Annotated in this window: 14 protein-coding genes; 6 read left to right on the plus strand and 8 right to left on the minus strand. The window is 41.9% G+C overall.

The window, feature by feature from the left end; all coding sequences use genetic code 11:
* The first annotated feature begins 110 nt into the window (after positions 1–110).
* Positions 111–2,387 carry a RelA/SpoT family protein gene (locus AB0756_RS26980; RefSeq protein WP_038085349.1) on the plus strand — a complete coding sequence of 759 codons (2,277 nt, stop codon included), beginning with the start codon at positions 111–113 and terminating at the stop codon, positions 2,385–2,387.
* A 480-nt stretch (positions 2,388–2,867) separates the two neighbouring features.
* Positions 2,868–3,911: a peptidoglycan recognition protein family protein gene (locus AB0756_RS26985; protein WP_038071811.1), complete on the plus strand. Its 1,044-nt coding sequence runs from the start codon at positions 2,868–2,870 to the stop codon at positions 3,909–3,911.
* A gap of 55 nt (positions 3,912–3,966) precedes the next feature.
* Here AB0756_RS26985 and AB0756_RS26990 read toward each other — a convergent pair whose 3' ends face one another.
* The 3 genes from AB0756_RS26990 to AB0756_RS27000 form a co-directional block, all read right to left on the minus strand.
* Complete coding sequence (locus AB0756_RS26990; RefSeq protein WP_050045263.1) at positions 3,967–4,797, minus strand: HEAT repeat domain-containing protein; 831 nt, start codon at positions 4,795–4,797, stop codon at positions 3,967–3,969.
* Between the two features lie 273 nt (positions 4,798–5,070).
* Positions 5,071–5,352: a hypothetical protein gene (locus AB0756_RS26995; RefSeq protein ID WP_038071813.1), complete on the minus strand. Its 282-nt coding sequence runs from the start codon at positions 5,350–5,352 to the stop codon at positions 5,071–5,073.
* A 310-nt stretch (positions 5,353–5,662) separates the two neighbouring features.
* Entirely contained in the window at positions 5,663–7,405 is a 1,743-nt protein-coding gene (locus AB0756_RS27000) for an NB-ARC domain-containing protein (protein ID WP_050045264.1), read from the minus strand.
* Between the two features lie 576 nt (positions 7,406–7,981).
* On the opposite strand from AB0756_RS27000, the gene AB0756_RS27005 reads away from it, so the two are divergent.
* Positions 7,982–8,791, plus strand: coding sequence for a hypothetical protein (locus AB0756_RS27005; RefSeq protein WP_038071815.1), 810 nt, complete (start codon positions 7,982–7,984; stop codon positions 8,789–8,791).
* A gap of 405 nt (positions 8,792–9,196) precedes the next feature.
* On the opposite strand, the gene AB0756_RS27010 is transcribed toward AB0756_RS27005, so the two are convergent.
* Both AB0756_RS27010 and AB0756_RS27015 read right to left on the minus strand, forming a co-directional pair.
* Entirely contained in the window at positions 9,197–10,048 is an 852-nt protein-coding gene (locus tag AB0756_RS27010; protein ID WP_050045265.1) for a hypothetical protein, read from the minus strand.
* 70 nt (positions 10,049–10,118) lie between these two features.
* Positions 10,119–13,832 (minus strand): WD40 domain-containing protein, encoded by a 3,714-nt coding sequence (locus AB0756_RS27015; RefSeq protein WP_038071817.1) that lies wholly within the window; start codon positions 13,830–13,832, stop codon positions 10,119–10,121.
* A gap of 311 nt (positions 13,833–14,143) precedes the next feature.
* Between AB0756_RS27015 and AB0756_RS27020 the strand changes: the two genes are divergently transcribed.
* Both AB0756_RS27020 and AB0756_RS27025 read left to right on the plus strand, forming a co-directional pair.
* A complete protein-coding gene (locus AB0756_RS27020) occupies positions 14,144–15,175 on the plus strand; it encodes a M4 family metallopeptidase (protein WP_050045361.1) in 1,032 nt (343 codons plus the stop codon).
* A 19-nt stretch (positions 15,176–15,194) separates the two neighbouring features.
* Complete coding sequence (locus AB0756_RS27025) at positions 15,195–15,482, plus strand: protealysin inhibitor emfourin (RefSeq protein ID WP_038071820.1); 288 nt, start codon at positions 15,195–15,197, stop codon at positions 15,480–15,482.
* Between the two features lie 70 nt (positions 15,483–15,552).
* On the opposite strand, the gene AB0756_RS27030 is transcribed toward AB0756_RS27025, so the two are convergent.
* Complete coding sequence (locus tag AB0756_RS27030) at positions 15,553–16,482, minus strand: cobalamin-binding protein (RefSeq protein WP_050045267.1); 930 nt, start codon at positions 16,480–16,482, stop codon at positions 15,553–15,555.
* 283 nt (positions 16,483–16,765) lie between these two features.
* Between AB0756_RS27030 and AB0756_RS27035 the strand changes: the two genes are divergently transcribed.
* Positions 16,766–19,378, plus strand: a complete 2,613-nt coding sequence (locus tag AB0756_RS27035; protein ID WP_237265930.1) for a PAS domain S-box protein — start codon at positions 16,766–16,768, stop codon at positions 19,376–19,378.
* A 104-nt stretch (positions 19,379–19,482) separates the two neighbouring features.
* Here the strand turns inward: AB0756_RS27035 and AB0756_RS27040 are convergent, their stop codons facing one another.
* Both AB0756_RS27040 and pruA read right to left on the minus strand, forming a co-directional pair.
* Positions 19,483–22,020 carry a phospholipid carrier-dependent glycosyltransferase gene (locus AB0756_RS27040; protein ID WP_050045268.1) on the minus strand — a complete coding sequence of 846 codons (2,538 nt, stop codon included), beginning with the start codon at positions 22,018–22,020 and terminating at the stop codon, positions 19,483–19,485.
* Between the two features lie 193 nt (positions 22,021–22,213).
* Complete coding sequence (gene pruA, locus AB0756_RS27045; RefSeq protein ID WP_063779454.1) at positions 22,214–25,216, minus strand: L-glutamate gamma-semialdehyde dehydrogenase; 3,003 nt, start codon at positions 25,214–25,216, stop codon at positions 22,214–22,216.
* Between the last annotated feature and the right edge of the window lie 30 nt (positions 25,217–25,246).

A 25,246-nucleotide genomic window follows, 5' to 3' on the forward strand; every position in this document is an offset into this window, starting at 1 on the left:
ACGCAAATTCTCCTTGCGTCTGTCAGTTAGTTAGTCTTTCTGTTGACGGTATCGCCGCCAACCGTTTACCCTTTTGCACCTTATCACTAAATTACCATTGGCGCTATTCTATGAGCAGCACTGTATTAACTTCCAGAATTGATATTACCCTTCCGGAATGGCTACAGCAATGCCTAGATGGGTCATCTACACTAAGCGCCCAAGCTGAAGATGACCGAAGGCATAATGAAACATCTTTAATTCTTCGGGCATTTGAATTTGCCTACCAATTGCATCAAGGTCAGTACCGCAAGTCGGGAGAGCCATATATTTCTCATCCAGTCGCTGTTGCCGGTATACTCAGAGATCTAGGTGGTAGTCCTGCTATGATAGCAGCTGGGCTACTACATGATGTAGTAGAAGATACAAATGTCACAATTGAAGAAATCGAGCAGCACTTCGGTACGGAAGTTCGGCAATTGGTAGAAGGTGTAACAAAGCTTTCTAAAATTAACTTCAAAAGCAAAACCGAAAGCCAAGCAGAAAATTTTCGTCGAATGTTCTTGTCAATGGCGCAGGACATTCGGGTGATTGTGGTAAAGTTGGCAGACCGCTTGCACAATATGAGGACTCTAGAGCACCTTAGCGAAGACAAGCGCAAAGCGATCGCTTTAGAAACACGAGAAATTTTTGCGCCCTTGGCAAATCGGTTGGGGATTTGGCGGATTAAATGGGAATTAGAGGATTATTCCTTTAAGTACTTAGAACCGGAATCATACCGTCAAATTCAAGAGTACGTAGCGGAAAAACGAGGCGCGAGAGAAGAGAGATTGGCAAGTGTCGCCGAAACTTTGCGGAATCGGTTGGTAGAAGCAGGAATTCAATGCCTTGATATCAGCGGGCGTCCAAAGCACCTCTACAGTATCTTTCAAAAGATGCAGCGCCAAAATAAAGAATTTCACGAAATTTACGATTTGGCAGCGCTGCGAATTATCGTAAATACCAATGAAGAATGTTACCGTGCTTTGGCAATAGTACACGATGCTTTCCGCCCGATTCCTGGGAGATTCAAGGATTACATTGGATTACCCAAGCCAAACCGTTATCAATCACTGCATACAGGTGTGATCAGTCCGTGGGCGCGACCTTTAGAAGTGCAAATCCGGACGTTGGAGATGCACAGGATTGCCGAATATGGAATTGCGGCTCACTGGAAGTATAAAGAAACGGGCGGTTCTTTCACAACTCATATGACAGCAACCGATGAAAAGTTTACTTGGTTGCGCCAGTTACTAGAATGGCAGAATGACCTAAAAGATGCTCAGGAATACCTTGAAAGTGTTAAAGACAATTTATTTGAAGATGATGTATATGTCTTTACGCCCAAAGGAGATGTGATTTCTTTGAGCCCCGGTTCCAGTACGGTGGATTTTGCCTATCGCATTCATACAGAGGTAGGAAACCACTGTGCGGGTGCAAAGGTGAACGGGCGAATGGTTCCCCTGTCAACCCGCCTGCAAAATGGCGATATTGTAGAGATTGTGACGCAAAAGAACAGCCATCCAAGTTTGGATTGGTTGAACTTTGTCAGAACTTCAGCCGCAAAGAACAGAATTAAGCAATGGTACAAGCGATCGCGCCGGGAAGAAAATATTGCTCGCGGTCGGGAGTTATTGGAAAAGGAACTGGGTAAATCCGGTGTGGAGAACTTGATTAAGTCGCAACCAATGCAGACAGTTGCAGAGCGATGTAATTATCATTCTTGTGAAGATTTGCTTGCTGCTTTAGGCTACGGTGAAGTGACCCTAAGCCTCGTGCTTAACCGTTGGCGAGAACTGGTAAAAGCACAACAACCAGCAATAGCAGTTTCAACAAGCGATCTGGCGAAGGAATTATCTCAAGCAGCAAAAAACCTAAAAGAATCCACGCCAACAACCTCACGTTCCACAGATTCGCCCATTGTCGGAGTCGAAGGATTGGTACACCATTTAGCTGGTTGCTGTACCCCCATTCCTGGAGAACAAATTATCGGTGTTGTGACTCGCGGTAGGGGTATTTCCATCCATCGCCAGGGGTGTCAAAATTTAGATAATGTGGAATGCGATCGCTTAGTTCCAGTTCATTGGAACCCAGCAGGTGAACCCTACGGTCGTCCTCAAACATATCCAGTGAATGTTCAGATTGAAGCATTAGATCGAGTGGGAGTTTTGAAGGATATTCTTTCACGCCTGAGCGACCAAGGTATTAACGTGCGTCACGCGCAAGTTAAAACTTCCAACGGTCAACCAGCGCTCATTGACTTGGGGATCGAGATACGCGATCGCTCTCAACTAGAACAGCTATTCACCCAAATTAAGAAACTGAGCGACATTCTCAATATTCGTAGAGTTGGGCAATCTGACGAGTAAATTTTGCTAATGGCTAATGGCTAATGGTTAATGGCTAATGGCTAATGGCTAATGGCTAATGGTGAGTCCAGAGAAAGCAGGCGGTGAGACCAGTGCTGTAGGCGGGTTTCCCGCCGTAGGCAACTGGCGAACAAGGGAGGGGTTTCCCACGCCCTGGGGACTGGCGAACAAGGGAGGGCAAACAAGGGAGGGCTAATGGTTAATGGTTAATGGTGAGATTAGTGCGGTGCGGGAAACCCGCACCCTGGCGACTGGCTTATAGCCCTTACAGACATAGCCTGCGGCATTGCGGAGCGTGTGCCTTACACACAGCGTCTCCGTAATGGAGATACAAGGGAGGGCTAATAGCTATTAGCTATTAGCCATATTTATACCTATGGACAGATTGGAATTTTGAGTATAATTTTATATTTGTAAATTATATTAAAAATTATTGCTTTTACATCTGAAATGTAAAAGTTTTGATAAAAGTGTTAAAAAATGAGAATTAGAATAAAAACAACTGGTGTCGTACTGGGAATGCTGGCGCTTGTCGGTTTGATGTTGGGGTTGCTTCTTGGAAGAGCAGATTTTCTCCAAGATCGAGAAGTTGCTTCTAATTCAACACCCGCCGTTTCCAATCAATACGTGGATTTCCAACCTGAGAAACACACAAAAGCATTGGATACAAAAGCTACTATCAAGAGTGAAGATTTAGAATCTCAATCCAAAGAATCAGAAATCACACCAACTCCACAAAAGACTGCATCTGAAGCAGATTCTCGACTCAAACAGGTAACAACAGCACCAACACCAAAGGTAAAGGTGGCGATCCCCAACCAAGTTTCCGATTCTCGTCTAAAAGCTCAGAAAACTCAAAAGAATAACTCTCTAAAAACTCTGAGTTATTCAGTAAAAACCACTGCAGCTTATGCAGCTTACAAACCTAGATATGAGATCGCTTGGGCAAATGCAAGTAACTATGGCGATCGGTTTGCAACAGATGTTAATGGTACACCTGTTAACAATCAACCTATTGTAGTGATTCATGAAACGGCTGCTCCTGCATCGAGTGCCATTAATTTTTTTAAAAATTCCCACGAGGATGAGAATGTCCAAGCTAGTTACCACACCATGATTAAGCTTGATGGTACTGTCGTTTACTTGGTTCCACCAGATAAGAGAGCTTTTGGTGCGGGTAATTCAGTTTTTGAAGGTCCTCAAGGAGCAGAGACTGTAAAGACTAACCCAGATTTACCACCATCTGTAAATAACTTTGCCTATCACATCGGTTTAGAAACTCCACCTTCTGGTGTCGGGACTAAAGAAACAACTCACAGTGGTTACACGGAAGAGCAGTATTACTCTCTCGCCTGGTTGATTGCTCAAAGTAACGTACCTGATGAAAGAATTACAACTCACAAAGCGGTCGATCGTTCCGGTCAAAGAATTGATCCAAGAAGTTTTGATTTTGATAAGTTTTGGAATTTATTGCATTCGTTTCGGGTCCTCACTCCAGTCAGTATCAGTCAGATTAGCGACTGAGAAACCAGAAGCCATTTTCTGTCTCATCTGTCTCGATCCCCTACCCGATATGCTCTCATTCGAGTTGTAATTGGAGTTCTACTGCTTCTAATCGAGCAATAACTTTTTCAGCATGACCTTGGTGAATAGGGAAAGACTGTGCAATCCCAGTCAGAATTTGACGAATCTGCAGCGCATCATCTGCAAGGGTTACAGGGACTTTACGTTGTACTAAGTCTCCTAGAATGTTAAGAATGACACATACTAGGTGGTCATCAGCACCTTCAAGTAACTTTAGTAGCTCGGTTAAATCATTGCGAACACCTAATCGGTATCTGGCGGCTAAAATTTCAGCTTTTGTGTCTAAAGACTCCTCTGATAAGAAATATACGTCAAGTTTGGGTAGAATCTCTTGTGTCCCTAAAAGCCCAATAGCGCAAGCTGAATAAGCTCGCACGGGCTCAATGGGATCGTTGAGGGCTAACTCAAGCTCTGCCAAAACCTCTGAGTCTCCTACTTCAGCCAAATCACCTAATGCTTCTGCTGCTGAAGCTCTTACAATCCAATTAGAGTCACTGCGTAGGAGAGACTTGATTGCTTCAATCGCTTGTTTGTAGTCTAGCGTGGCGAGTGCATCCACTGCTTCAGACCTAACAAGCTCTTCTGAATCGGCTAACATTTTCATCAGCGCAGGACCAACTGTCTGAATTTCTTCATCCCCAAGCCATCCTAGTGTCTGCACCGCAAGTCCTCTAATATTGCTTTCATAGGAACTGAGCAATTCTACTAAGATTGGAACAGCTTCATAAGCTTTCAAATCTTGTAGCTTCAAGATCGCTGGTGTTTGTCTGGAAGGATCGCCTGAAAGACAATCTTCCAGCAAAGACTCTATATTAGAGTGGCTCATACGCACCCATTGTTCAAAACTTATGGATTGGATTGTTATTAGTTGTTTTTATCTCTAGTCTGTCGGATTCTCCTCACTTTTTGAGATTTATGTTCTCTTTTAATTTTTTGTTTGCTCCCGTTCCAATTGCTCTGTTTCTCGTGCTTCTATAAACAACTGCTACAATCGTTGAAAAAACTGTACATCACCTTCACTTAAACGCCCTTGCGCTACAAGTTCACAACCATCATCTTTAATATATAGCTTTCATCAACCGCTTATTATCACTATTCTTTAGTTGTGTTTCTTGGGAACCAAGTTAATCAGCGTGCGTAAAGCATTGTTAACTGCTTCTGCATTGGGAAAATATTCTCTGACGTCTGGGTCAATCGTAACTATTCCATCTTCACGAGTATAGTGGTGGACAATGGTTGTACCATCTGTTTGCTGAATGGTAACGGACTGCGATCGCCGAGAAACTTGGTAATTTTTTCCACGTTCACTACCCGTAAGCTCTTGTTCTAAAGGCGTATCATTATCTTTGGTACTGAATTCCTCGGGATTAACGTTATTCATATCTAACCTACTCTTACTTATACTTAACAATCCTATCGTCTTATACTTCTACCGCACCGAAAGATTTCAATGTTGCAACAGTTGCTTGTGGTAACACTGTATTGAAGAAGGCAGAAGGCAGGAGGCAGATGGCAGAAGGAATGATGGAATGGGGATTCTGACCCCATCCCCATGAAGTGGGGATCCCAAAGCCACCCGTTGTTCGCGTAGCTTCTCCGCTCTTGAGATAGCGCCTGCCGTTGGTGAATTCTATTCTTGCAGGCTTTTGGCGCTCTTTGGGATGCTCCCTAATTTCCCCGATTGAAGTCTTTCAGATATCCTCTAAATTCTCATTTAAATAACGAAGTATGTGGATAATATTTTCTTCTGCATAACTCAATTCCAAACTCTGAGTTTCTTTGAGATTTTCCAAAATATCTTTGAGTCGATTTTCTAAATTAGCTTCACTACCTAGCCGTTCGATTAATTTCTTTGTAAGTGGTGCTAATATCCATCGTGTTTGCCATTCTTTAATCTGGTCTTTTGCCCGGTCTTTAACCAAAAAATGACTGTGCAAAACAGAAAATTGAATGTTGGTAATTTCTTCAAAGATATGTTCAATAAATTTCTGAGTGACTAACTCCATTAAATCCGGTTTTTGAGTGAAAAATATCCCTTGCTTGTCAATAAGCGATCGCTGTCCCAAAGCTCTTAAAGTCTCCGGTAATTTCTGTTTGGCAAGCGGTGATATAATATTTTTCTGTAGTTCAGATAAGGAAACTGGTTCTCGCTCAATTGCCAACCAGTACATAATTTCCTTTTCTGCTTTAGACAAGCGGTTAAATTGATGCTCCAGTAAATCGTACAAATCGTCAAAAACAAACAGTCCTTTCTTTAAAAATTCTACGAACTGAGAAATATCTCCATCAAATATTTCTTGAATAGCCGCAGACACTATTTTCAATGCTAGGGGATTCCCCGCATAATATTTAATAACAGTTTCCCAATCTTCGTCTGAACCTACAAAACCACCTTTCAGTTGAACAACTTTTCGTGCTTCTGCTGCTTGTAATCCTGTTAATTGCCAAGAACGAACTGGAAAACCATTCCCTTCTAAAGCACCAAACTCTTTTGGTTTTTCCCTACTCGTTATTAACAAGCAACTTTTGTGTCGGACTTCCCCAACTTGTTTAAAAAGTTTTCCATAACCTTCATATCCAGGTAAATAGTTACCAACACGTATGGTGTCAGTTTCATCCAGTGAATCTCCTCCACATAAAATTGTTTCTACATTATCAAGAACTAGCAAGCAGCGTGAAGAACGCAAGTACTCTAACAAGCGTAGAATTTTACCATCAGTATCTTCTGCTAAAGTCACCTCAGTTTCTTGAGATTGAGAAAGGAACTGAATTAAATCAACAAGAATTTCATCAATGGTGGGAGCATTGCGTAAAGAACGCCAGATAATGCGATCGAAGCGTTCTTGAAGCTGTTCTGCTAACTTCACCGATAGCGCTGTCTTACCAAGTCCTCCCATACCTAATAATGCGACGAGCCGACACTCTTCATCAAAAATCCATTTTTGAAACTCTGTAAGCTCTTCATTCCGTCCGTAGAAAACGACAACATCAACAGCTTCTCCCCAATCGACACGTGGATGTGCGATCGCTTGTTCGCAAACTGCTAAATTTGAGTGAGTACTTTCTCGATCTGAAGCCACTTTATCATTTTGATGAGAAATTGCTTCAGAAGTGCGTTGAGAAGAAACAATCGCATGCTCTAACTGAGTTTGAGGAGATTGTAAAGACGGTTGCGTGGAAAGACTGCGCGTGTATCTTCCTAAAACAGCACGAAAATTACTTTTTGTTACTTCCTGTTCCAGTGTTTGAGAAAGTAATTTCCACAATTTAGAACCGACATCCTTTAAATAGTTTGCATCATAACCGCAATGACGCGCCATCTCTTGATAGCCCATTCCTTCCCAAGCGTGACGAAACACCATTTCTTGAATGGAATTTAAGCTTTTTGGTTTGAGTAAATTATCTAAAAGTATAAGAGCTTCTTCAATGTTCATAGTTCATTTTACGATAATACTTCCAAGTTCATGTGAGTTCGACAGACCTCAAACTCACTCCCCTCACCTGTTAGGCTACGGTGGCGTACACAAGTCTTATATAGTACATTCTTGCGGTTGCGATCCCCCTAATCCCCTTAAAAAAGGGGGGAACTTAATTCCAATTCTCTCTTTTTACGAGCAAATGATTTATTTGAATGAACCGTAAAGACACAAAGAACACGAAGAAAGAGAGAACGAAGATTGGTAATCTTCTGGAGGTAAGGAATTACGTATAGGGTGACCTTCAGCAATACCTATATTAATTATCATAATATTGCAGCCATTTTTCCAAAAATTCCGAGTCTTACATAGTAAAAATATGACTAAATATGACTAAATATGACCTTTGTCTTTTTAGCTCAGAGAAGTCATGCTTTTTGTAAAAAACTCCTCACCTATTCTGACTATTTTTGACTGTCAAATTTACAAGAAATATTTATAGTAATTAAATAAGGACTTGAATTATCGGAAAAATATACAGTTTCGATTATACCAAAAAATACCTCTCGTTTATTTTTAAAATAAAGGTTTGCCATGAAAATTCTTCAAGAAAATCCTAATAATTTAACACTACAACTACGACCCTGGTTCACATGGATCTTTAGTGCAACATTCTTTTTAGCTGGTTTGTCACTAGCGGTTTTTGGTGGACAGGTACACACTTTAAAATGTCGCCGCGATCGGTCTGTCTGTGAAGCATCTTCTGCTAGTCTGCTTTGGTCAACTCAACAAACTATACCGATCGCTAACATCCAGAGTGCTGAAATTGATATTTTAAAAGATAAGAAACAAAATTCCTATTATCAGGTTTTATTATTAACAGATCGGAAAAAAATTCCTGTCATTGTAAGTACGTCCGACTATGAAACGGTAGAAATGTGGGCAAAGCAGATAGAGGTATTTCTCCAAAAACCTCATATAAAAGAACTTGTCATACAGGAAGATTATCGCTTGGAAGGATATATTGTTGGTGGTATATTTGGAAGCATATTTGTCCTTGCAGGTGTTATGACTTTAGCTATATTTGGCACGGTTAGCACCTGCACAATTAACAAAAACTTGGGAAAACTAACGCTGCATAATCGCGGGTTGCTCAACCATTCTCAAACAGAATATGCAACTCAAGATATTCTCCGTGTAGTGGTTGAAAAGTATCGAAACAATACAAAAAGATTTACTTATCGAGTCGTTTTGGTAATGGAATGTGGGGAACGTGTTCCATTCACCCTCTATTTCAGTTCTCAATTGAAAGAACAACAGCAAATTGCCGAGCATATTTCCTTTTTCCTGGGTTTAAAACCAGCAGAGAATTTAGAAATCTTTCATCACCCTAATACCAAGTAGCAAAGCTATTGTACTGCTCAGGAAATGAAAGGCATTTTCACCTCTTCCAAGTTGCATGCCAAAGGGATGGTGGATAAATATGCCTGTAAATCCCAGAAGAAGTATAAAAATACCGTATGATAAAGCTAAGAGGACAAGCCGAGGTTTGCTGATTCCGATCCCAAGCAAGATGCATATTGCTAACCCCCAGCTTATATGAATAAAAGAATGCAAAGGGTCCGTAATGATGAGTTTATGAATGAAGGTGGGTAGATGAAAGTTGGCTACTGTCACAACCATTGACACCATACCCTGTACAAACAAACTACTACCTATTAACCAGAGATACAGGCGTAAAACCGTAAGATTTTTGACTCTTTTTTTAAATTTATAGTACATTCAAATTTTCAAATGTAATTCAAATGGTCACCGATCGGCGATCGCTGTTTTTTGAGAAGTACGAGATTGCAACATCATCGCGCCTCCAGAAATCAGTAGCAACACAAAAATGCTAATCCAAAACCAGGTACTGGGAATCGACCAGTTAATTTTATGAAGTTTTGCATTAGCTTTCAAAACTCCTAAAATCTGTGCCAATCCTAAAGCAAATTCTGTTAATCCTAATGTAAATAGTTCTGTATACAAACAGACGCGGGATAGCAAAAACGCACCGATAGCAAGAGTAAAAAACACAGCACTGTACAACTGACTGTGAAAGCTATCGACTTTCCAAGGCCAAAAAGCAGTAAAAGTATTTGGGATAAATAGTAAACCCAAACCGTAAAAAGTCAGTAATAATGTCTGTACTCGCAGGTAAAAGCGCCATGGTGAAGACACAAAAGTAGATTCAACCGGTCGCAAACGCCGATACAGCCAAATATGACAGGCTGCGGTGAAGGGAATAATAGTGTAAAGGAAGAACCAACCCCAGGTGATCCGTCTGCTAAAGTTAAAACGATCTAGATAAAATAGTGAAACTACTAACAAAACGATGGTAAAAGTTAACTGCATGGGTACGATCAGCCGTGCAATTTTCCACTGGCGCACGACTAATAGCATAGCTGTTGGTACGATTGCTGCTAAATAAACTGCACCTAAAAAGTGTGAGTTGAAAGGGGCTATTTTCCATACCCAACGAGAATTGCTTAGCTCCGGAAAAAAGAATAAAAGAATGCTTGCTGCTACCAATACAATCACTTCTATCCAGGTAAAAACCTGAAGTATTAAGGTGATTGGGGGGTTTTTTGTTTTGGAGGGTTTATTATTTTGCTTTAACATTTGCAGTTACTCAGCAATTTAATATGTGTTCAACAACATATATATATACCCACTCGATAGCCGCTTTTCCTTATAATGAATCTTTCTCTTGTTCCTCCCTCCCAAATTCTACTGCACCCAAAGATTTTAAAGTAGCAATATTTGCTTGGGTTAAACCCTTAATATCGGTAATATTCATTCCTTCGTAGGGTTTTTCCGGCACGAGATTTTTAATATTTTCATAGGTGTTCGTATCCCATAACTTAATAGTTTCATCCTGACTGCCACTTGCTAAAATTTTACCATCCGCGCTAAGTGCAACTGACCAAATCCAAGCGTTATGCCCTTGTATAACTTTAATACATTTGCCCTGGGAAATATCCCAAATTAGGATTTTGCGATCGTCAGTACCGCTTACTAGTAAGGGCGGAAGGTTTTGCTTTTTTAGGTCTGGCATAAAAGCTATCTGTAAAATCAGTTTGGTATCTGCCTGTAAAACTTTTATACAAGTTCCTTCCGAGATATCCCACAACCTAATAGTTCCATCAGCACCAGAACTAGCTAACATTTTGCCGTCAGGACTAAAGGCAACACTAAAAACCCAACTTTTATGCCCTTCTAAAGTTTTTATACATTCGCCAGTGTGAATATCCCATATTTTAATTGTGCGATCGCCACTAGCACTTGCCAATATTCCTTCTTGATATAAAGCACTCGCAGGAGTAGGACAAAAAGCAACTGACCAAACCAAACTCGCGTGTTCGTTTAATGTTTTCCTGCACTTACCGCTATCCACATCCCATATTTTAATCGTATAATCCCCACCACCACTTGCTAAAGTTTTACCATCCGAACTAAAAGCAACCGACCAAACACGACTGGTATGCCCTGATAAAACATGAGTGCATCGGCTCTCATCCACATTCCACAGACGGATTGTACGGTCTTCACTGCCACTTGCTACAATTTTTCCATTAGGATTGAACGCCACAGACCAAACTTGATGGGTATGTCCTTTCAGAACTACTTGACATTTGCCATCAGCAACATTCCACAGCCTAACTGTTCGATCTTCATTTGCACTCGCCAATAACTTCCCATTAGGACTAAAGGCGATCCATCCTATCCAATTAGTGTATCCGCGTATAGTTCTCAAGCAACTACCGTTAGAGACATTCCACAGTCTTACAGTTTGGTCTTTGCTACCACTTACTAAAATGCTACCGAACCCATTTTGCAAAATGGGACTAAAAGCCACAGACCAAACACGATTGGTATGTCCATCTAAAACCCTAATGCAATTTCCCTCAGAAATATCCCACAAACGCACGGTTCTGTCTTCACAACCAGTAGCCAGCAAATTGCTATCAGGGCTAAAAGCAACTGACCAAACTAAACCCACGTGTCCTTGAAAAATTTTGAGACAGCGTGCTTCTTTTATATTCCACAACCGCACGGTTCTGTCTTCACTACCAGTTGCCAGTAAACTGCCATCAGGGCTAAAAGCAACCGAACTAACGCCACCCTCGTGTCCCTCCAGGATTTTCAGACACTGACCCCCTGCAACATCCCAAAAACGAATTGTACCATCTCCACTACCGCTAGCAAGTAAATGTCCTCGAGGATGAAAAGCAACTGAACTCACTCCTTCAGTGTGTTCGTGCAGAGTTTTCAGACATTTTCCTGCAGTTATGTCCCAGAGTTTAATGGTGCAGTCATCACCACCACTAGCAACAATACCTCCTAGTGGAGAATCCGTTGGATTTGGACTAAAAGCTACTGACCAAACCCTGCGGGTGTGTCCTTGCAGCACTTGGATGCACTCACCCTTGCTGATATCCCAAATCCGAACAGTTCCATCTTCGCTTCCACTTGCTATCATTCCTTCAGGCTTGCTAGATGAAACAGGACTGAACGCTACAGAATGTACCCAGTTTGTATGCCCTTGTAAAGATGCTATGTATCTGATTTGAACGTCTTTAATTTCCCACAAGCGAACTTCACAATTCACATCGCATGTTGCCAGCAACTCGCCATCGGAACTAAAAGCAACTGAAGTTACACTCGCTAACGTTTCTGCAAAAACTGATTTTGTCAGGTCTGCTCCTGCAAAATTAACTTGTTGCAAACACGTATCTTGTAGATAAGCTTGCCATACAGTTAAATGAGAAAAATCATAACCTGTTAAATCGACTTTTAGTTGAGATAAAATATTGACAATATTACCTGTTACGTATCCCGGTTTTGGTGGAGTTTTTTGTTGCTCTTGTTCTATAATTTGCTTTAGCCGATTTTCTAATTTCATTTGATTGCTAGCAACCAGAAGCTTGTCTATCAGCGGCTTGACGATCAGGCGAATCTGAGCTTCTCTGATATAGTCTTTGGCTTGGGCATTTAACAGCGAATGATTGTGAAAAATTTTTATTTCTCCACTGACTATCTCTTGATGAGATTCTTCAATCAATCGTTCTGTAATGTAATCCATAACTACGGGCTGTTGAGTAAAACCATGCGCTGTTTTTTCAATAAGCGATCGCTGACCCAAAGCTCTTAAAGTTTCCGGTAATTTTTGCTTCGATTCTGGGGAAATAATATGTTCTCTTAACTCTAATATGGAAACTGGTTCTCGCTCAATTGCCAGCCAGTACATCACCTCTTTTTCTAGCTCTAACAAACGGCAAAAATCGAGTTTTAATAAATCCCGTATATCATCAAAAATCAAAGTTCCTTGATTTAAAATTTCTAGATAATTGGAAATATTCCCATCAAATAAATCTTGAATTCCTCCCGCCACTATTTTCAGTGCTAGAGGATTGCCTGCATAGTGAGAAATTAGCAATTGCCAGTCATTATCAGAACCAGAAAACTGACCTTTGACTCTTAATATTTCTCTAACATCTGTTTCCGGTAAACCAGCGATCGGTAATGAGCGAACGGGAAGCATTTCCCCTTCGAGCACAACAAATTCCTTAGGTTTTTCCCGACTTGTTAACAGCAAGCAACTTTGATGGCGAGCTTCTCCTATACGTCGGAACAAATCACCGTAGCCCTCATACCCTTCTAAATACTGTCCTGCGCGATTCCCTCCACCCATAATTGTTTCAGCATTATCTAAAACGAGCAAACAACGCGAGGAGCGTAAATAATTTATCAATTGGGAAATTCTGCCATTTGTATCTTTTGGTAGAGTTGCTTCTGTTGCCTGTTGATTGGATAAAAATTGCAGTAAGCTGAGCAACATATCTTCTACAGGTGGCGCATTCCGAAGACACCGCCAAAAAACATACTCAAACTCATTTTGAATGTGTTCCGCAAATTTGATAGACAGTGCTGTTTTCCCGATACCTCCCATCCCTAACAATGCAATTAAGCGACATTTGTCTTCTACGATCCATTGCTGAAGCGTGTTGAATTCCTGCATGCGCCCAAGAAAAATGGGGACATCCACCGCATCACCCCAATCTCTTTTAGGGAGTGGTGAGTGGTGAGTGGTGGGTGGGAGGCTAGAATTTTCACTATCTCCCCCTTGTTGAGCCTGTACCGCTTTTCCTTCTGCTGCAGCAAGGCGTCTTATAATCGTTCGGAAATTGCTTTTGGATATTTCTTCACCCAAGCTTTTAGAAAGTAATTTCCATAACTTTGACCCTGCGTCTTTTACATAGTTAGGGTCATAACCACAGATTTCTCCAATTTCAGGATAGCTCTTGCCTTCCCAGGAATGACGTAATATTAACTCTTGCAAGTCACTTAAAGACTCTGGATGCAGCGCTGTATCTATAAGAACTAATGCTTCTTCAATAGTCATCTTTCAACCTGCTCCAGCACTCTGACTTCATCTCAGTGTACTGATTTTGAATAATTTTTACAATCAACTATGAAGTATCAAGAATAAAGGATGAAAATTCTATCTGTTCTAGAGATACAGTTTCTCAAAACCCATGGTGAAAAAATATCAGAGAGCGACCTTCTCTCAAACCTTAGATTCATATGTGAAATATAGTTCATCCCTTATACTTTATTCGTCATCTATCATTCTTTATAGAATTCTAGAAAGGAGAAAATCTTTTGCAGTCTCAAAAAAAGAAAAAATCTCTCGGCTTTGGATGCGAGCATCAAATGAACGTTAGATGTTCCATATGCTGTATTGTTCCACCTTATATACTGGAAAACCTAGCAGTCAATGGCAATACCCAACAGCGTGAATGGGCTTTTCGCACATTAAATGTTTCGGCGCAATTTCGCGGGCGGCGAAATACCGTAGGTGCTGTCAATTTTGCCGTCTCTCCAGGTCAAAAGCGCCGAAGTGTCTTTGATGCTAAAAGCAATGAAAATCTCCCCGGTCAACTTGTACGTTCTGAGGGCGATCCTCCCAGCCAAGACCCAGCAGTTAATGAAGCTTATGATGGGGCGGGCGCAACCTATGACTTATATTACCAAGTGTATGAGCGAAATTCTATTGATGATAAAGGATTGCGTTTGGACTCTACCGTACATTATGGTGTAAATTACGATAACGCTTTTTGGAACGGTGACCAGATGGTCTACGGTGATGGCGATGGAGAAATTTTTCAGCGCTTTACCAAAGCTATTGATGTGATTGCACACGAGCTGACTCATGGTGTCACTCAGTATGAAGCCAACCTAAGATACTACGGAGAATCGGGAGCGCTTAACGAATCCTTTTCCGATGTTTTTGGTATTTTAGTGAAACAACGAGTTAAAAATCAGACCGCCGAACAGTCCAATTGGCTGATTGGGGAAGGTTTATTGACCTCAAATGTCAAAGGTGTAGGTATTCGTTCGATGAAAGCTCCAGGAACCGCCTATGACGATCCCGTACTGGGAAAAGATCCACAACCAGGGTCAGTTGATGATATCTATACTGGTAGCGATGATAATGGAGGAGTTCATATTAACTCGGGAATTCCCAACCGTGCTTTTTATCTAGCAGCAACAGAAATTGGTGGTTATGCTTGGGAGAAAGCGGGTAAAATATGGTATGTAACTTTACGCGATCGCTTGCGTTCTGGCGCGAATTTTAAACGAGGGGCAAATGCAACCGTTCAAGTCGCAGGAGAACTCTACGGTCAAGGAAGTCGAGAGCAAAAAGCGGTGCAAAATGCTTGGCAAACGGTAGGAGTTTTGTAAAATTTCTTAATTATTGATTATGCGAGTCTCGTGCGAACGAATGGGCGGTTTTGCTGGAATAACGAAGAAAAAAACTGTTGATACAGCCAACCTCTCTCAAGAGAAAGCAAAACAACTACCTCAATTAGTAGAAGCAGCCAATTTTTTCAATTTACCAGCACATATAACAGCCTCCCCCACTCAACCTGACCGCTTTCAATATAAATTGACAGTAGAAGATAACGGAAAAGAACATACTGTCACTGTTAGTGAAACTGCCTTACCCACTACGCTAAGACCGCTAATTGAATGGATGGATGAATTATGAATTATGAATTATGAATTATGAATTGTGAAACAAAAACATCATTCATCATTCATCATTCATAATTTATAATTTATAAAACTTCCCAACCTTGTCCTTTATAGCCATATTGGAAAATTTCTGGGTGCAAAATGTCAGCCAAGATTTCTAATGAATCTACCAATCGCGGTCCCGGACGATTAAAGTAGGCGTTTCCATCAGTAATATAGGCTCTGCCACTTTGAACAGCATGGAGTTGTTGCCATTGTGGGTGGTTGCTTATCAACTGGGCTTCCTGACGGGTTCGACTTAAATCAAAGCCGCAAGGCATGAAAATAATGATATCCGGATTGCTGGCAATTAGCGTATCCCAGGTTAAATGAGGGGAAGGTTGACCTGTAACGCTGAAAAGAGGTTGACCTCCCGCTAGAGTCACCAACTCAGGAATCCAATTAGCAGCCACCATTAAAGGGTCAATCCACTCAATACAAGCCACTGTGGGCAGATGTTCTGTTTGGGACAAACCTTGTGTTCTTTGTTCTACTATCTTTACCCGAGCTTCCAAATTTTCTAGTATCGGTCGGGAGTCTACCCCAAAAATTTTACCCACTCTTTCAATGTCTGCCCAAACATCTTGAAGAACATTTGGTTGTAAAGAAACGATCTTGGGCGCAACATTGGTAAGAGTCGCAACTGCTTCTTCTACATCTTTTAGGCTAACAGCACAGACATCACATTGGTCTTGTGTCACAATGTGAGTAGGTTGTAACTTTTCTAAAAGATCTATTTTAATTTGATAAATACTAAGGGCAGATTGTAACAAATTATTGACTTTATCATGAATTTCATTACTAGAGGCATTGGTGTTTATACGCGCTTGCGTACAAGCAGGGCGATCTTTAATTTCTGGGGGAAAGTCACATTCATGAGAGCGACCCACAATTGCATCAGTTAACCCCAGGACTGCCAAGATTTCCGTCCCTCCAGGAATTAAGGAGACAATTCTTACGCCATCATCCGCCATTGCTCCACCTCCACAAGGATATACGATCGATTGTTACAGAACTCACGCACTTCCGAATCTTTCTCTAGGTCAATCATACAAAGAGTAACTGAAGTTGAAAGATTACTAAGTGTGTGGAATAGCAATTACATATTTAAAAAGGCAAATTTGAATTTATATTGGAGATTTATTACGATGCTAAAAATTATAGATGGTCTCACCATAGCACGTGCTAGTTCTAAATTTAGCAATTGTGGTAGCGGGTAACTTGTAGGATAAGGCGACGCAACAACAAGTAGTAACCATGAGCACACCGGACTTTTTCATGAATAGAGCGATCGTCTCTCAACGGTTGCAGCCAATCGTACTATGTGCAAGCGAACAACAGCCGCGTGAATCTTTAAAGAACAATCAACCTCAGGTAAAGACTTCTCAAAGCAAGCAAATTGATGTGCCAATAGCTAAGGAAAGCCTTCAGCAGAAGGACACACCATCTTCGCAAGATAGAGAAGCACGATTTAAATATCTGTCTGACGCTAGTTCTGAAGGGATTATCATACACAGAGATGGTATTATCATTGATGTCAACAGTGTTTTAGTAAACCTGAGTGGCTATGAAGTCTCTGAATTGATTGGCAAAAGTGCTTTTGCTCTGTTTACCCCTGATTCACAGGAATTAGTAAAAAAAAATATTCTTTCTGGATACGGAAAACCCTATGAAGGAGCTGTAGTTAAGAAAGATAGTGTCACTTTTCCGGTTGAAATACAAGGTAAGAACATTCCTTACCAAGGACAGCAAATACAGGTGGTCGCGATTCGAGATATCACAACCCAAAAGCAAGCAGAAGATGTTTGGCGAGAAAGAGAAAAACGTCTGCGCGGACAAAGCCAAACTTTGGTAAAACTTGCGCGAAATCGTACTTTTGGGCAAGGAAATTTCAAAGCGACCATAGAAGAAATCACAGAAGCCGCCGCCAGAGCTTTAGAGGTGATACGCGTTAGTGTGTGGTTGTACGATCGAGATGGTTCCAAACTAGAGTGTATAGATTTATACAATTCCATGACAATGTGTCATACCTTTGGTATGTCACTTATAAAAGCGAATTATCCTGCCTATTTCCAAGCTTTAGAAGAACAGAATTTTATAGCATCTGATGATGCCCTAGAAGATAAGAGAACTCAAGAATTATCGGAATGTTATCTTTCCGTGTTGGGTATTACATCTCTATTAGACGTATCAATTTGCTTGGGAGGTCGTCCTATTGGCGTTGTCCGTCACGAACATATAGGAAGTAGCCGTCAGTGGACATCGGACGAAGAGAATTTTGCAAGTGCGATCGCAGATTTTGTAGCCCTAGCAGTAGAAGTGAGCGAGCGCAATGCTGCACGTGAAGCTTTACAGCAGAGCGAAGCATGGTTCAGAGCCATTGTAGAAAATTCTTCTATGGGGATTGCACTGGTTGAGATGCACGGAAAAATAGCGGATATCAATCCGGCGTTGTGTCGAATGTTGGGATATCCTCAACAAGAGCTATGCGGTAGAAACTTCACAGATTATATTTTCAATAATACAGATGATTTGGAACTTTATCAAGAATTGCGATCGGGAGTGCGGGAACGCTTGGATATGGAAAGGCGTATTCTGCATAGAGATGGGCGCTTGATGTGGGCGCATTTAAGAATATCTTTGATTCCCGATACAAATGGAGAGCCCAAATTTTACTTAGTTATGATAGAGGATATTACCGAGCGCAAAGAAACAGAATTGAAACTCCTTGAAAGTAAAGATGCAGCAGAAGCAGGGAGTAAAGCAAAAAGTGAGTTTTTGGCAACAATGAGTCACGAATTGCGAACACCTTTAAACGCAATTATGGGATTGTCTCAGTTACTGCAACAGAAAATTGTTGGTTCTTTAAATGACAAGCAAAAAGAATATATTAACTGTATTTATAGTAGTGGAGAACATCTTCTAGAACTAATAAATGATATTCTAGATCTATCTAAAGTAGAAGCAGGTAAAGAAGAACTTTTTCTATCACCCATACATATAAATGATATTTGTAATTATGTCATATCAACAGTCAGCGAGCGTGCTATAGAAAAGGGACTGCTCCTAACAGTAGAAATTGATGAAGAAGCTAGCTTTTGTGTAGCAGATGAGCGTCGAATGAAACAAATGTTACTGAATCTTATATCAAATGCTATCAAATTTACAGAGAAAGGTAAGGTAACGCTAGAAGTCAAAAAATTACCACAAGGTATTGCATTTACTGTGATAGATACGGGTATTGGTATCGACTCCAGTCAGTTTCAATTTTTATTTGAACCTTTTAAACAACTTGATAGTCGCCTCAGCCGTCAATACGAAGGGACTGGTTTGGGTTTAGCACTAACACGCAAGTTAGCGCGGTTGCATGGTGGAGATGTAACTGTAGAATCAACCTTGGGACAGGGAAGCCGTTTTACCTTATTTTTGCCCAATGAACAACATCAGGATGTAGAGAGTAATCCTTTCGCCTCTTCCCCTGTTACCCCATCCTCCCTCCTATCCAAGAAAAAACGTATTTTGCTTGTGGAGCATGAAGAACATACCGCCATATTGCTGCAAGATTATCTTCAGACAATAGGTTACCAGGTTGAGCGAGTGAACCACGGTAATGGATTTTTAGAATTAGTGAGAACCCAACATCCCGATTTAATTTTGTTAGATGTGGAGTTGGGAGATGTTAGCGGGTGGGATTTGCTGGTACAGATGAGACAACAACCCGATTTACAAAATTTGCCCGTTGTGATGATGACACCATTAGTTGTAGTTTTCGATCGCGAACGAGTCAAACAAGTCGGTGCTAACGACTGTCTGAGCAAACCCATTGGTATTGTGCAACTAGAATCAGTGCTTCTAAGGTATTTGACTTAGAGGATGTTTGAAAAGGGAGCATCCCAATGAGTGAAAAAACACGTTTGGGATTGAAATCGCGTCTACCTCTTAGAAACTCATTAGAGGAACCTTACAAACATCCTCTAACCATTAATCTCTTTCAAAATTTGCCATGCCTTAATTAAATTACCTTGCATTAAAGCAGCCGCGCCAGAAAGAGCTTTTATTTCAAGTACGTTTGGGTTTTTCGCTAAACTGGGTTCAAGGGATTTTTGTGCAGCAGCAGGTTGCCAATTATACAGTTGAACAAATGCCAGGTAAGCGTGGGAGTAAGGGTTTTCTGAATCTAGTCGAGTCACTTGTTGTAAAGCAGCAATAGCTCCATCTACCCGTCGCTGTAAGACATTTGCTAAAGCCAAAGCATATGTCCATTCTATATTTGAAGGAATTTGTTGCAAGCGGTATTCTAAAGTTAATCGTGCTTGTACCAAATAATCCTGAATTGGATCGTACTGATTAATACGTCCTACTTCATCAAAGACTTGACTTAATGCTTTCGGTCCTTTAGGTAAATTTGTACCTAAAATTCTTAATTGAGTGACCAAATCCAACTCTGGCGCAGGTGTAGCAGGGGCTTTAGGGTCGATTTGTAATGTAACTTTTGGTACTGGAATTGGATAACTTTCTCCCGAAAGCCTGTTGAGATAAATCGCCTCTAATGAGTAAATCCCCGGTGCTACATTAGCAGGAGGAAGCATTGCCATTCTTTCGATCGCCCTGAATGTACCCTCTGGTTTTTTGGTACCAGAACGCAAAGCCCCCATTCCTATAGCGCGATCGTGTATCCACGAAGATGGGGACTTGGGGCTGGAGACTGGGGAGTTGGTTTTCCAAGTTAGCAGGAGTAAGCCATTTTGTAGTTGCTCCCAGGAACCAGACCATTCATAAGTTACTGGGACTGGAATTCCTGGTGGAGCTTTTTGTGGGACTGCGACTTGAGATAAAGTTAGGCGATCGCTCGAGACACCAGTCACACCAATTTGTTTTACTTCTACTGCTGGTGTTTTTTTATGGAAAAGCTTGAGCGGGCTACCATCAGGTAAATTCCAAGATTTGCTAAGTTGAAAATCTTTGCTTTGCTCTACAGCTCGTGCAATACTGGCTTGAGTTTCTCCAACCGATCCCTGGTCGCCCGTTTTGGTAAGAAACCATTCTAGCGATCGCACATCCCTATCTACAAATTTTTTTCTCGTCCCCACTTGACGTCCGTAAACTTGAAAATTTTGTAGCGCCCCATAGTAATTGAAATTGTGTTGATTAATTGCTGCTGTTGATGGCAAAACTCCTAAAGTAGAACGTAAATACGGTTCTGTTTGCACAATATGAGCGATCGCTTGCTTGTGCGGAAACTCCTCTGCCATGTAAGGATAATACTGATTGGGACTTAAAGCTTGTGTCATCCAACCACCGATAACACCCGCAATAGGAAACAAGTTACACAACATAAGCAAGATAGCCAAAGCAGCCGTACCCCATCGAATCCGCTTTCCCCAAAGATGAGACAACCGTGTCAAACCATATGCTAAAAATACGGTTAATGCTGGTAAATACGGTAACGCATAGCGACTATCTTTATTAATATTCAAAGACGACAATAAATATGAACCTACCAGAAATACCGCCAACCATTTAAGTGAAGATTTTACCTTGTCTCCCTGTCCCCCTATCCCCTTTTTAAACCTTGACCAACCCCAATAAAACAGTAGAGCACCAACAGGTACCAACAACAACGGAAGAGAAACTTGATTCGGTAATTGTTGCCAGTAATAAATCCATGCTTGTAATGTATTGAGAGGTGCTTCACCTTCAGCGATCGCAGAATCTATAGTCGCTCGTTTTCCAGAAGTCAGAACAATCAGCCAATTTGTACGATACCAAGGACCAAAAACCAACACCGACAGACACAAGCCACCTACCAGTTGAGCCAAACGACCCCAACGGCGATCGCGTAAAGATCCCACTCCAAGCCATACTATGGGAATGAAAAGAAATATCAACGCCGTTTGCTTAACCAACAACGCCAACCCAAACGACAAACCAAAAGCCAACACCCACAACCATTCAACAACCCTCTTCTTCCTCTGCGCCCTTACCGTCTCTACAGTTCCAAAACTGCGCCAAACACTCAAGCAAAAGAAACTCAAAGTCACAACAGCCGCTAAAGGATAATCCAGTAGAAAATCCAGACGCAGTTGATAAAGAGCAGGTAAAACTTGACACAAAAAAGCCGCCCACAAACCTACAGACTCATCAAACAATACTTTACCCAAACCATAAACCGATGCCAGTAAAACCCCGCTAAATAAAAGCATGACCAGAGCCGCCTCATCCGGTCCAGTGCCAAACATGTTTTGAACACCAGCTGCCAGTATATACGTCAAAGGCGGTATTTTAGAAGACAACAACCACAGACCCTGCCACCAATCCAAGTTCCACCACTGCGGATTCTGCAGCGCTTGCCAATAGTTTAATGTACCTGTTAGGTAATCTGCTTGATCCCACGCAGGAATAGAGCGATCCAAAGCAAACCAAATGCGATCGCACACAGCCCCCAAAAACCAAATAATACCAAGTATCAGTAGGCTGTTAAATTTCTTTCCCTGGTGGTTGTAATTTTTCATATTAGTTAATGGCTAATGGCTAATAGCTAATGGCTAATTGTGTTTCTACCATTAGTAGGTAGGGTTGTGCTGCACATTTAATATTGGTGGGCAATGCCCACCCCTACACCTATAGGTTATTAAATGGCATAAAAGGGACTAATAGCTAATTGTGTTTCTACCATTAGCCATTAGCCATTAGCCATTAGCTCATCTATTCAGCCCCTTCAATAGGCGCAAAACCCTGACGCTGAATGTTCTCCGTTACTGTACGGGGTTCCAAAAATTGCAGCAAGTAGTCCGGTCCACCCGCCTTGGAACCAACTCCTGATAGTTTGAAACCACCAAATGGCTGTCGAGCGACAATAGCACCCGTAATCGTGCGGTTAATGTACAAATTGCCCACCTCATACTCTTCCTGAGCCATTTCAATGTGGGAAGGAGTTCTAGAATAAAGACCTCCCGTTAAGGCATAGTTAGTCCCATTAGCAACATCCAAAGCCTCCTGAAAATTCTTCACTTTAATCACCGCCACAACAGGACCAAAAATCTCTTGTTGGGCAATGATGGCATTTGGAGAAACATCTGCAAAAATCACGGGACCGATGAAATATCCATTATCCGGTGCAGGCATTTCCAAAGCAACTTTTGCCTCAGCCTTACCTTTTTCAATATATTCCCGGATGCGATCGCGAGCATTAGCATCAATCACGGGTCCTACTTGGGTGCTGGGGTACTCAGCTACACCAATATTTAGAGATTTCGTCGCTTCTACAAACCTTTGTACAAAGGTATCATATACCGATTCGAGCACCACCACTCGCGAACAAGCAGAACACTTTTGTCCGCTATAACCAAATGCTGACTGTACGGTGCCAACTACAGCTTGGTCTAAATCGGCACTTTCATCTACGATGATGGCATTCTTACCACCCATCTCAGCAATGACGCGTTTCATATGCTTTTGACCGGGTTTCAGAACTGCGGCTTCTGCGTAGATTCTACAACCAACTTCTTGAGAACCAGTAAAAGCAATGACGTGAGTATCGGGATGGTTCACCAAATAAGCACCCACTTGAGAACCCTTTCCTGGGACGTATTGATAGACACCCTTAGGGATTCCCGCTTCCACCAAAATTTCTGTCAGTTTTGCTGTAATCACAGAAGATGTTTCTGCGGGTTTGAGGAGAGTACAGTTACCAGCAACTAGAGCAGCAACTGTCATTCCCGTTGCGATCGCTAGTGGGAAATTCCAAGGCGAAATCACTACAGCAATTCCACGAGGCTGATAAATATAACGGTTGGTTTCCCCAGAAATGTCGTAATTATAACCCTCATCTAACCGCTCCATTTCCAGAGCATAATAGCGACAAAAATCAATCGCCTCCGAAACCTCGCCATCAGCTTCCCGCACTGGTTTTCCAACTTCTAAAACAATCCAAGCAGACAGTTCCGCACGGCGTTGTTCCATCAGATCGGCGGCTTTCCGCAATATGTTAGCCCGTTCCTTTGCAGGAGTTTTGCGCCAAGCAGGAAAAGCAGCCTTTGCGGCTTGCATAGCTTGTTCGGCTTGTTCTACACTCATCAACCCAATCTGACCGACCACTTCACTAAAATGAGAAGGGTTAACAGAATCTATAACCTGTTGGGTACTGACATACTCACCATTAATCAACGGTAAATAAGTTTTACCTAGTTGCTCGCGCACGGCTTGAAAAGCTTGACTCGCCTCTGTTCTCTCCGCCTCTTCAGCAAAATCAGTATCCGCCGCACCCATGAAAGAGGAGGGGGAGAGGGGGAGAGGGGGGGATGGGGAGTTATCCTTGTCTACCTTGTCCCCTTGTCCTACAACAGGGGGTGCAATCAATTCTTCCACCGGGCGGTTCTCCATATTTTGACGCAGGAAAGAACTATTAGCCGTGTTTTCCAACAAACGCCGAATCAAATATGCCATTCCCGGTAAGAGTTCCCCGTAGGGACAGTACACTCTCACCCGATATCCCCTATCAACCAAAGCTTTAGCTATTTTGTCACCCATACCGTAGAGAACTTGCATTTCAAAGCAACGACGGGGGACATTTAAGGTTTCTGCGATCGCCATAGCTCGTGCTTGAGAACGCACGTTATGACTGCCAATAGCAGAATATACGTATTGGTGATTTTGTAACAACAATTCTGTCAGTTGCTCAAAGTTAGCATCTGTAGCAGCTTTGTCATTATAGACAGGTTGTTCCCAGTGTTTTTGAGACGCTTTGATAGTTTCCTGATCCCAATAAGCACCTTTTACCAAGCGGATTGTGACTGGGTAACCGCGCTGCTTAGCCCATGCAATCAAGTCTTGTACATCTCGATTGCTATCGCGCAGGTAAGCTTGAATGGTGACACCAATATCGGTTCGATTTCTAAACTCCTCTTCCAGCAAGATTTTTTTCAGGATGCTGAGAGTTAAGTCCTTGTAGGCGTACTGTTCCATATCAAAGTGAACCGCAGCACCAAGTTCCTTAGCACGACGCAAAAGAATGCGGATGCGATCGCTCACCCGTTCCTCACTCCCCTTAGCATCGAGAGGGTCGAACTGAGAATAAAACGCTGTCAGTTTGACAGAAACCTGGACTTTTGGCAAAGGTTCTCCATCAGCTAAGTCAATTGCAGGAACTGGCGACCAATTCTTAGATGCTTCCACTAGTTGTTGCATCAAGTCCAGATACCGTTCCAAGTAAGACTGTGCTTCTGCTTCTGTAATAACCGCTTCACCCAGCAAATCTACGGTGAAAGCCATTTTTTCCTTCCGCAGGCGCTCAATCGTTTTGAGCGCCTGTTTGATGTTTTCTCCAGAAATATATTTATGAGCTAATGTTTCCGTCGCTGTTGCAACAGTCGTAGCAGCGACTTGTCCCGGTACAGAATCAGGGTTGGCAAAGTTGAGCATCCCCTTTAGGGCTGCTGGTAATTCTACCGACTCATCACCCAAATATTCTTGTAAGTGTGCTGCAATTTCTGGTTTGCTGCGTAAAGCAGGAAGAGTATCAATAAAACGGAATAACTGCACCCGTAACCCAGGATTGCTCATCGCCCAAGCCAATAACTTGTCATCCCAGCGCATCTGATCCCGCAATGCAGCAAAGAACGAACGGCTTTCTTGAGTTGCTGCTAGCAGTTGCTTGGCGATTTCTTGTGTTTTAGGTTCGTAAGTACTGGTTTTTACTTGTAATACCACTGATAACAAACTCCATTTAAAAGATAAGGC

Origin of the sequence: Tolypothrix campylonemoides VB511288_2 (assembly GCF_045999855.1) — a bacterium.
Taxonomy (GTDB): Bacteria; Cyanobacteriota; Cyanobacteriia; order Cyanobacteriales; family Nostocaceae; genus Scytonema; species Scytonema bouteillei_A.

Bases quoted from the DNA above. Each gene is read 5' to 3' on its own strand.
- AB0756_RS26980 (WP_038085349.1), top strand. From the start codon at position 111: ATGAGCAGCACTGTATTAACTTCCAGAATTGATATTACCCTTCCGGAA.
- AB0756_RS26985 (WP_038071811.1), top strand. From the start codon at position 2,868: ATGAGAATTAGAATAAAAACAACTGGTGTCGTACTGGGAATGCTGGCG.
- AB0756_RS26990 (WP_050045263.1), bottom strand. From the start codon at position 4,797: ATGAGCCACTCTAATATAGAGTCTTTGCTGGAAGATTGTCTTTCAGGC.
- AB0756_RS26995 (WP_038071813.1), bottom strand. From the start codon at position 5,352: ATGAATAACGTTAATCCCGAGGAATTCAGTACCAAAGATAATGATACG.
- AB0756_RS27000 (WP_050045264.1), bottom strand. From the start codon at position 7,405: ATGAACATTGAAGAAGCTCTTATACTTTTAGATAATTTACTCAAACCA.
- AB0756_RS27005 (WP_038071815.1), top strand. From the start codon at position 7,982: ATGAAAATTCTTCAAGAAAATCCTAATAATTTAACACTACAACTACGA.
- AB0756_RS27010 (WP_050045265.1), bottom strand. From the start codon at position 10,048: ATGTTAAAGCAAAATAATAAACCCTCCAAAACAAAAAACCCCCCAATC.
- AB0756_RS27015 (WP_038071817.1), bottom strand. From the start codon at position 13,832: ATGACTATTGAAGAAGCATTAGTTCTTATAGATACAGCGCTGCATCCA.
- AB0756_RS27020 (WP_050045361.1), top strand. From the start codon at position 14,144: ATGAACGTTAGATGTTCCATATGCTGTATTGTTCCACCTTATATACTG.
- AB0756_RS27025 (WP_038071820.1), top strand. From the start codon at position 15,195: ATGCGAGTCTCGTGCGAACGAATGGGCGGTTTTGCTGGAATAACGAAG.
- AB0756_RS27030 (WP_050045267.1), bottom strand. From the start codon at position 16,482: ATGGCGGATGATGGCGTAAGAATTGTCTCCTTAATTCCTGGAGGGACG.
- AB0756_RS27035 (WP_237265930.1), top strand. From the start codon at position 16,766: ATGAGCACACCGGACTTTTTCATGAATAGAGCGATCGTCTCTCAACGG.
- AB0756_RS27040 (WP_050045268.1), bottom strand. From the start codon at position 22,020: ATGAAAAATTACAACCACCAGGGAAAGAAATTTAACAGCCTACTGATA.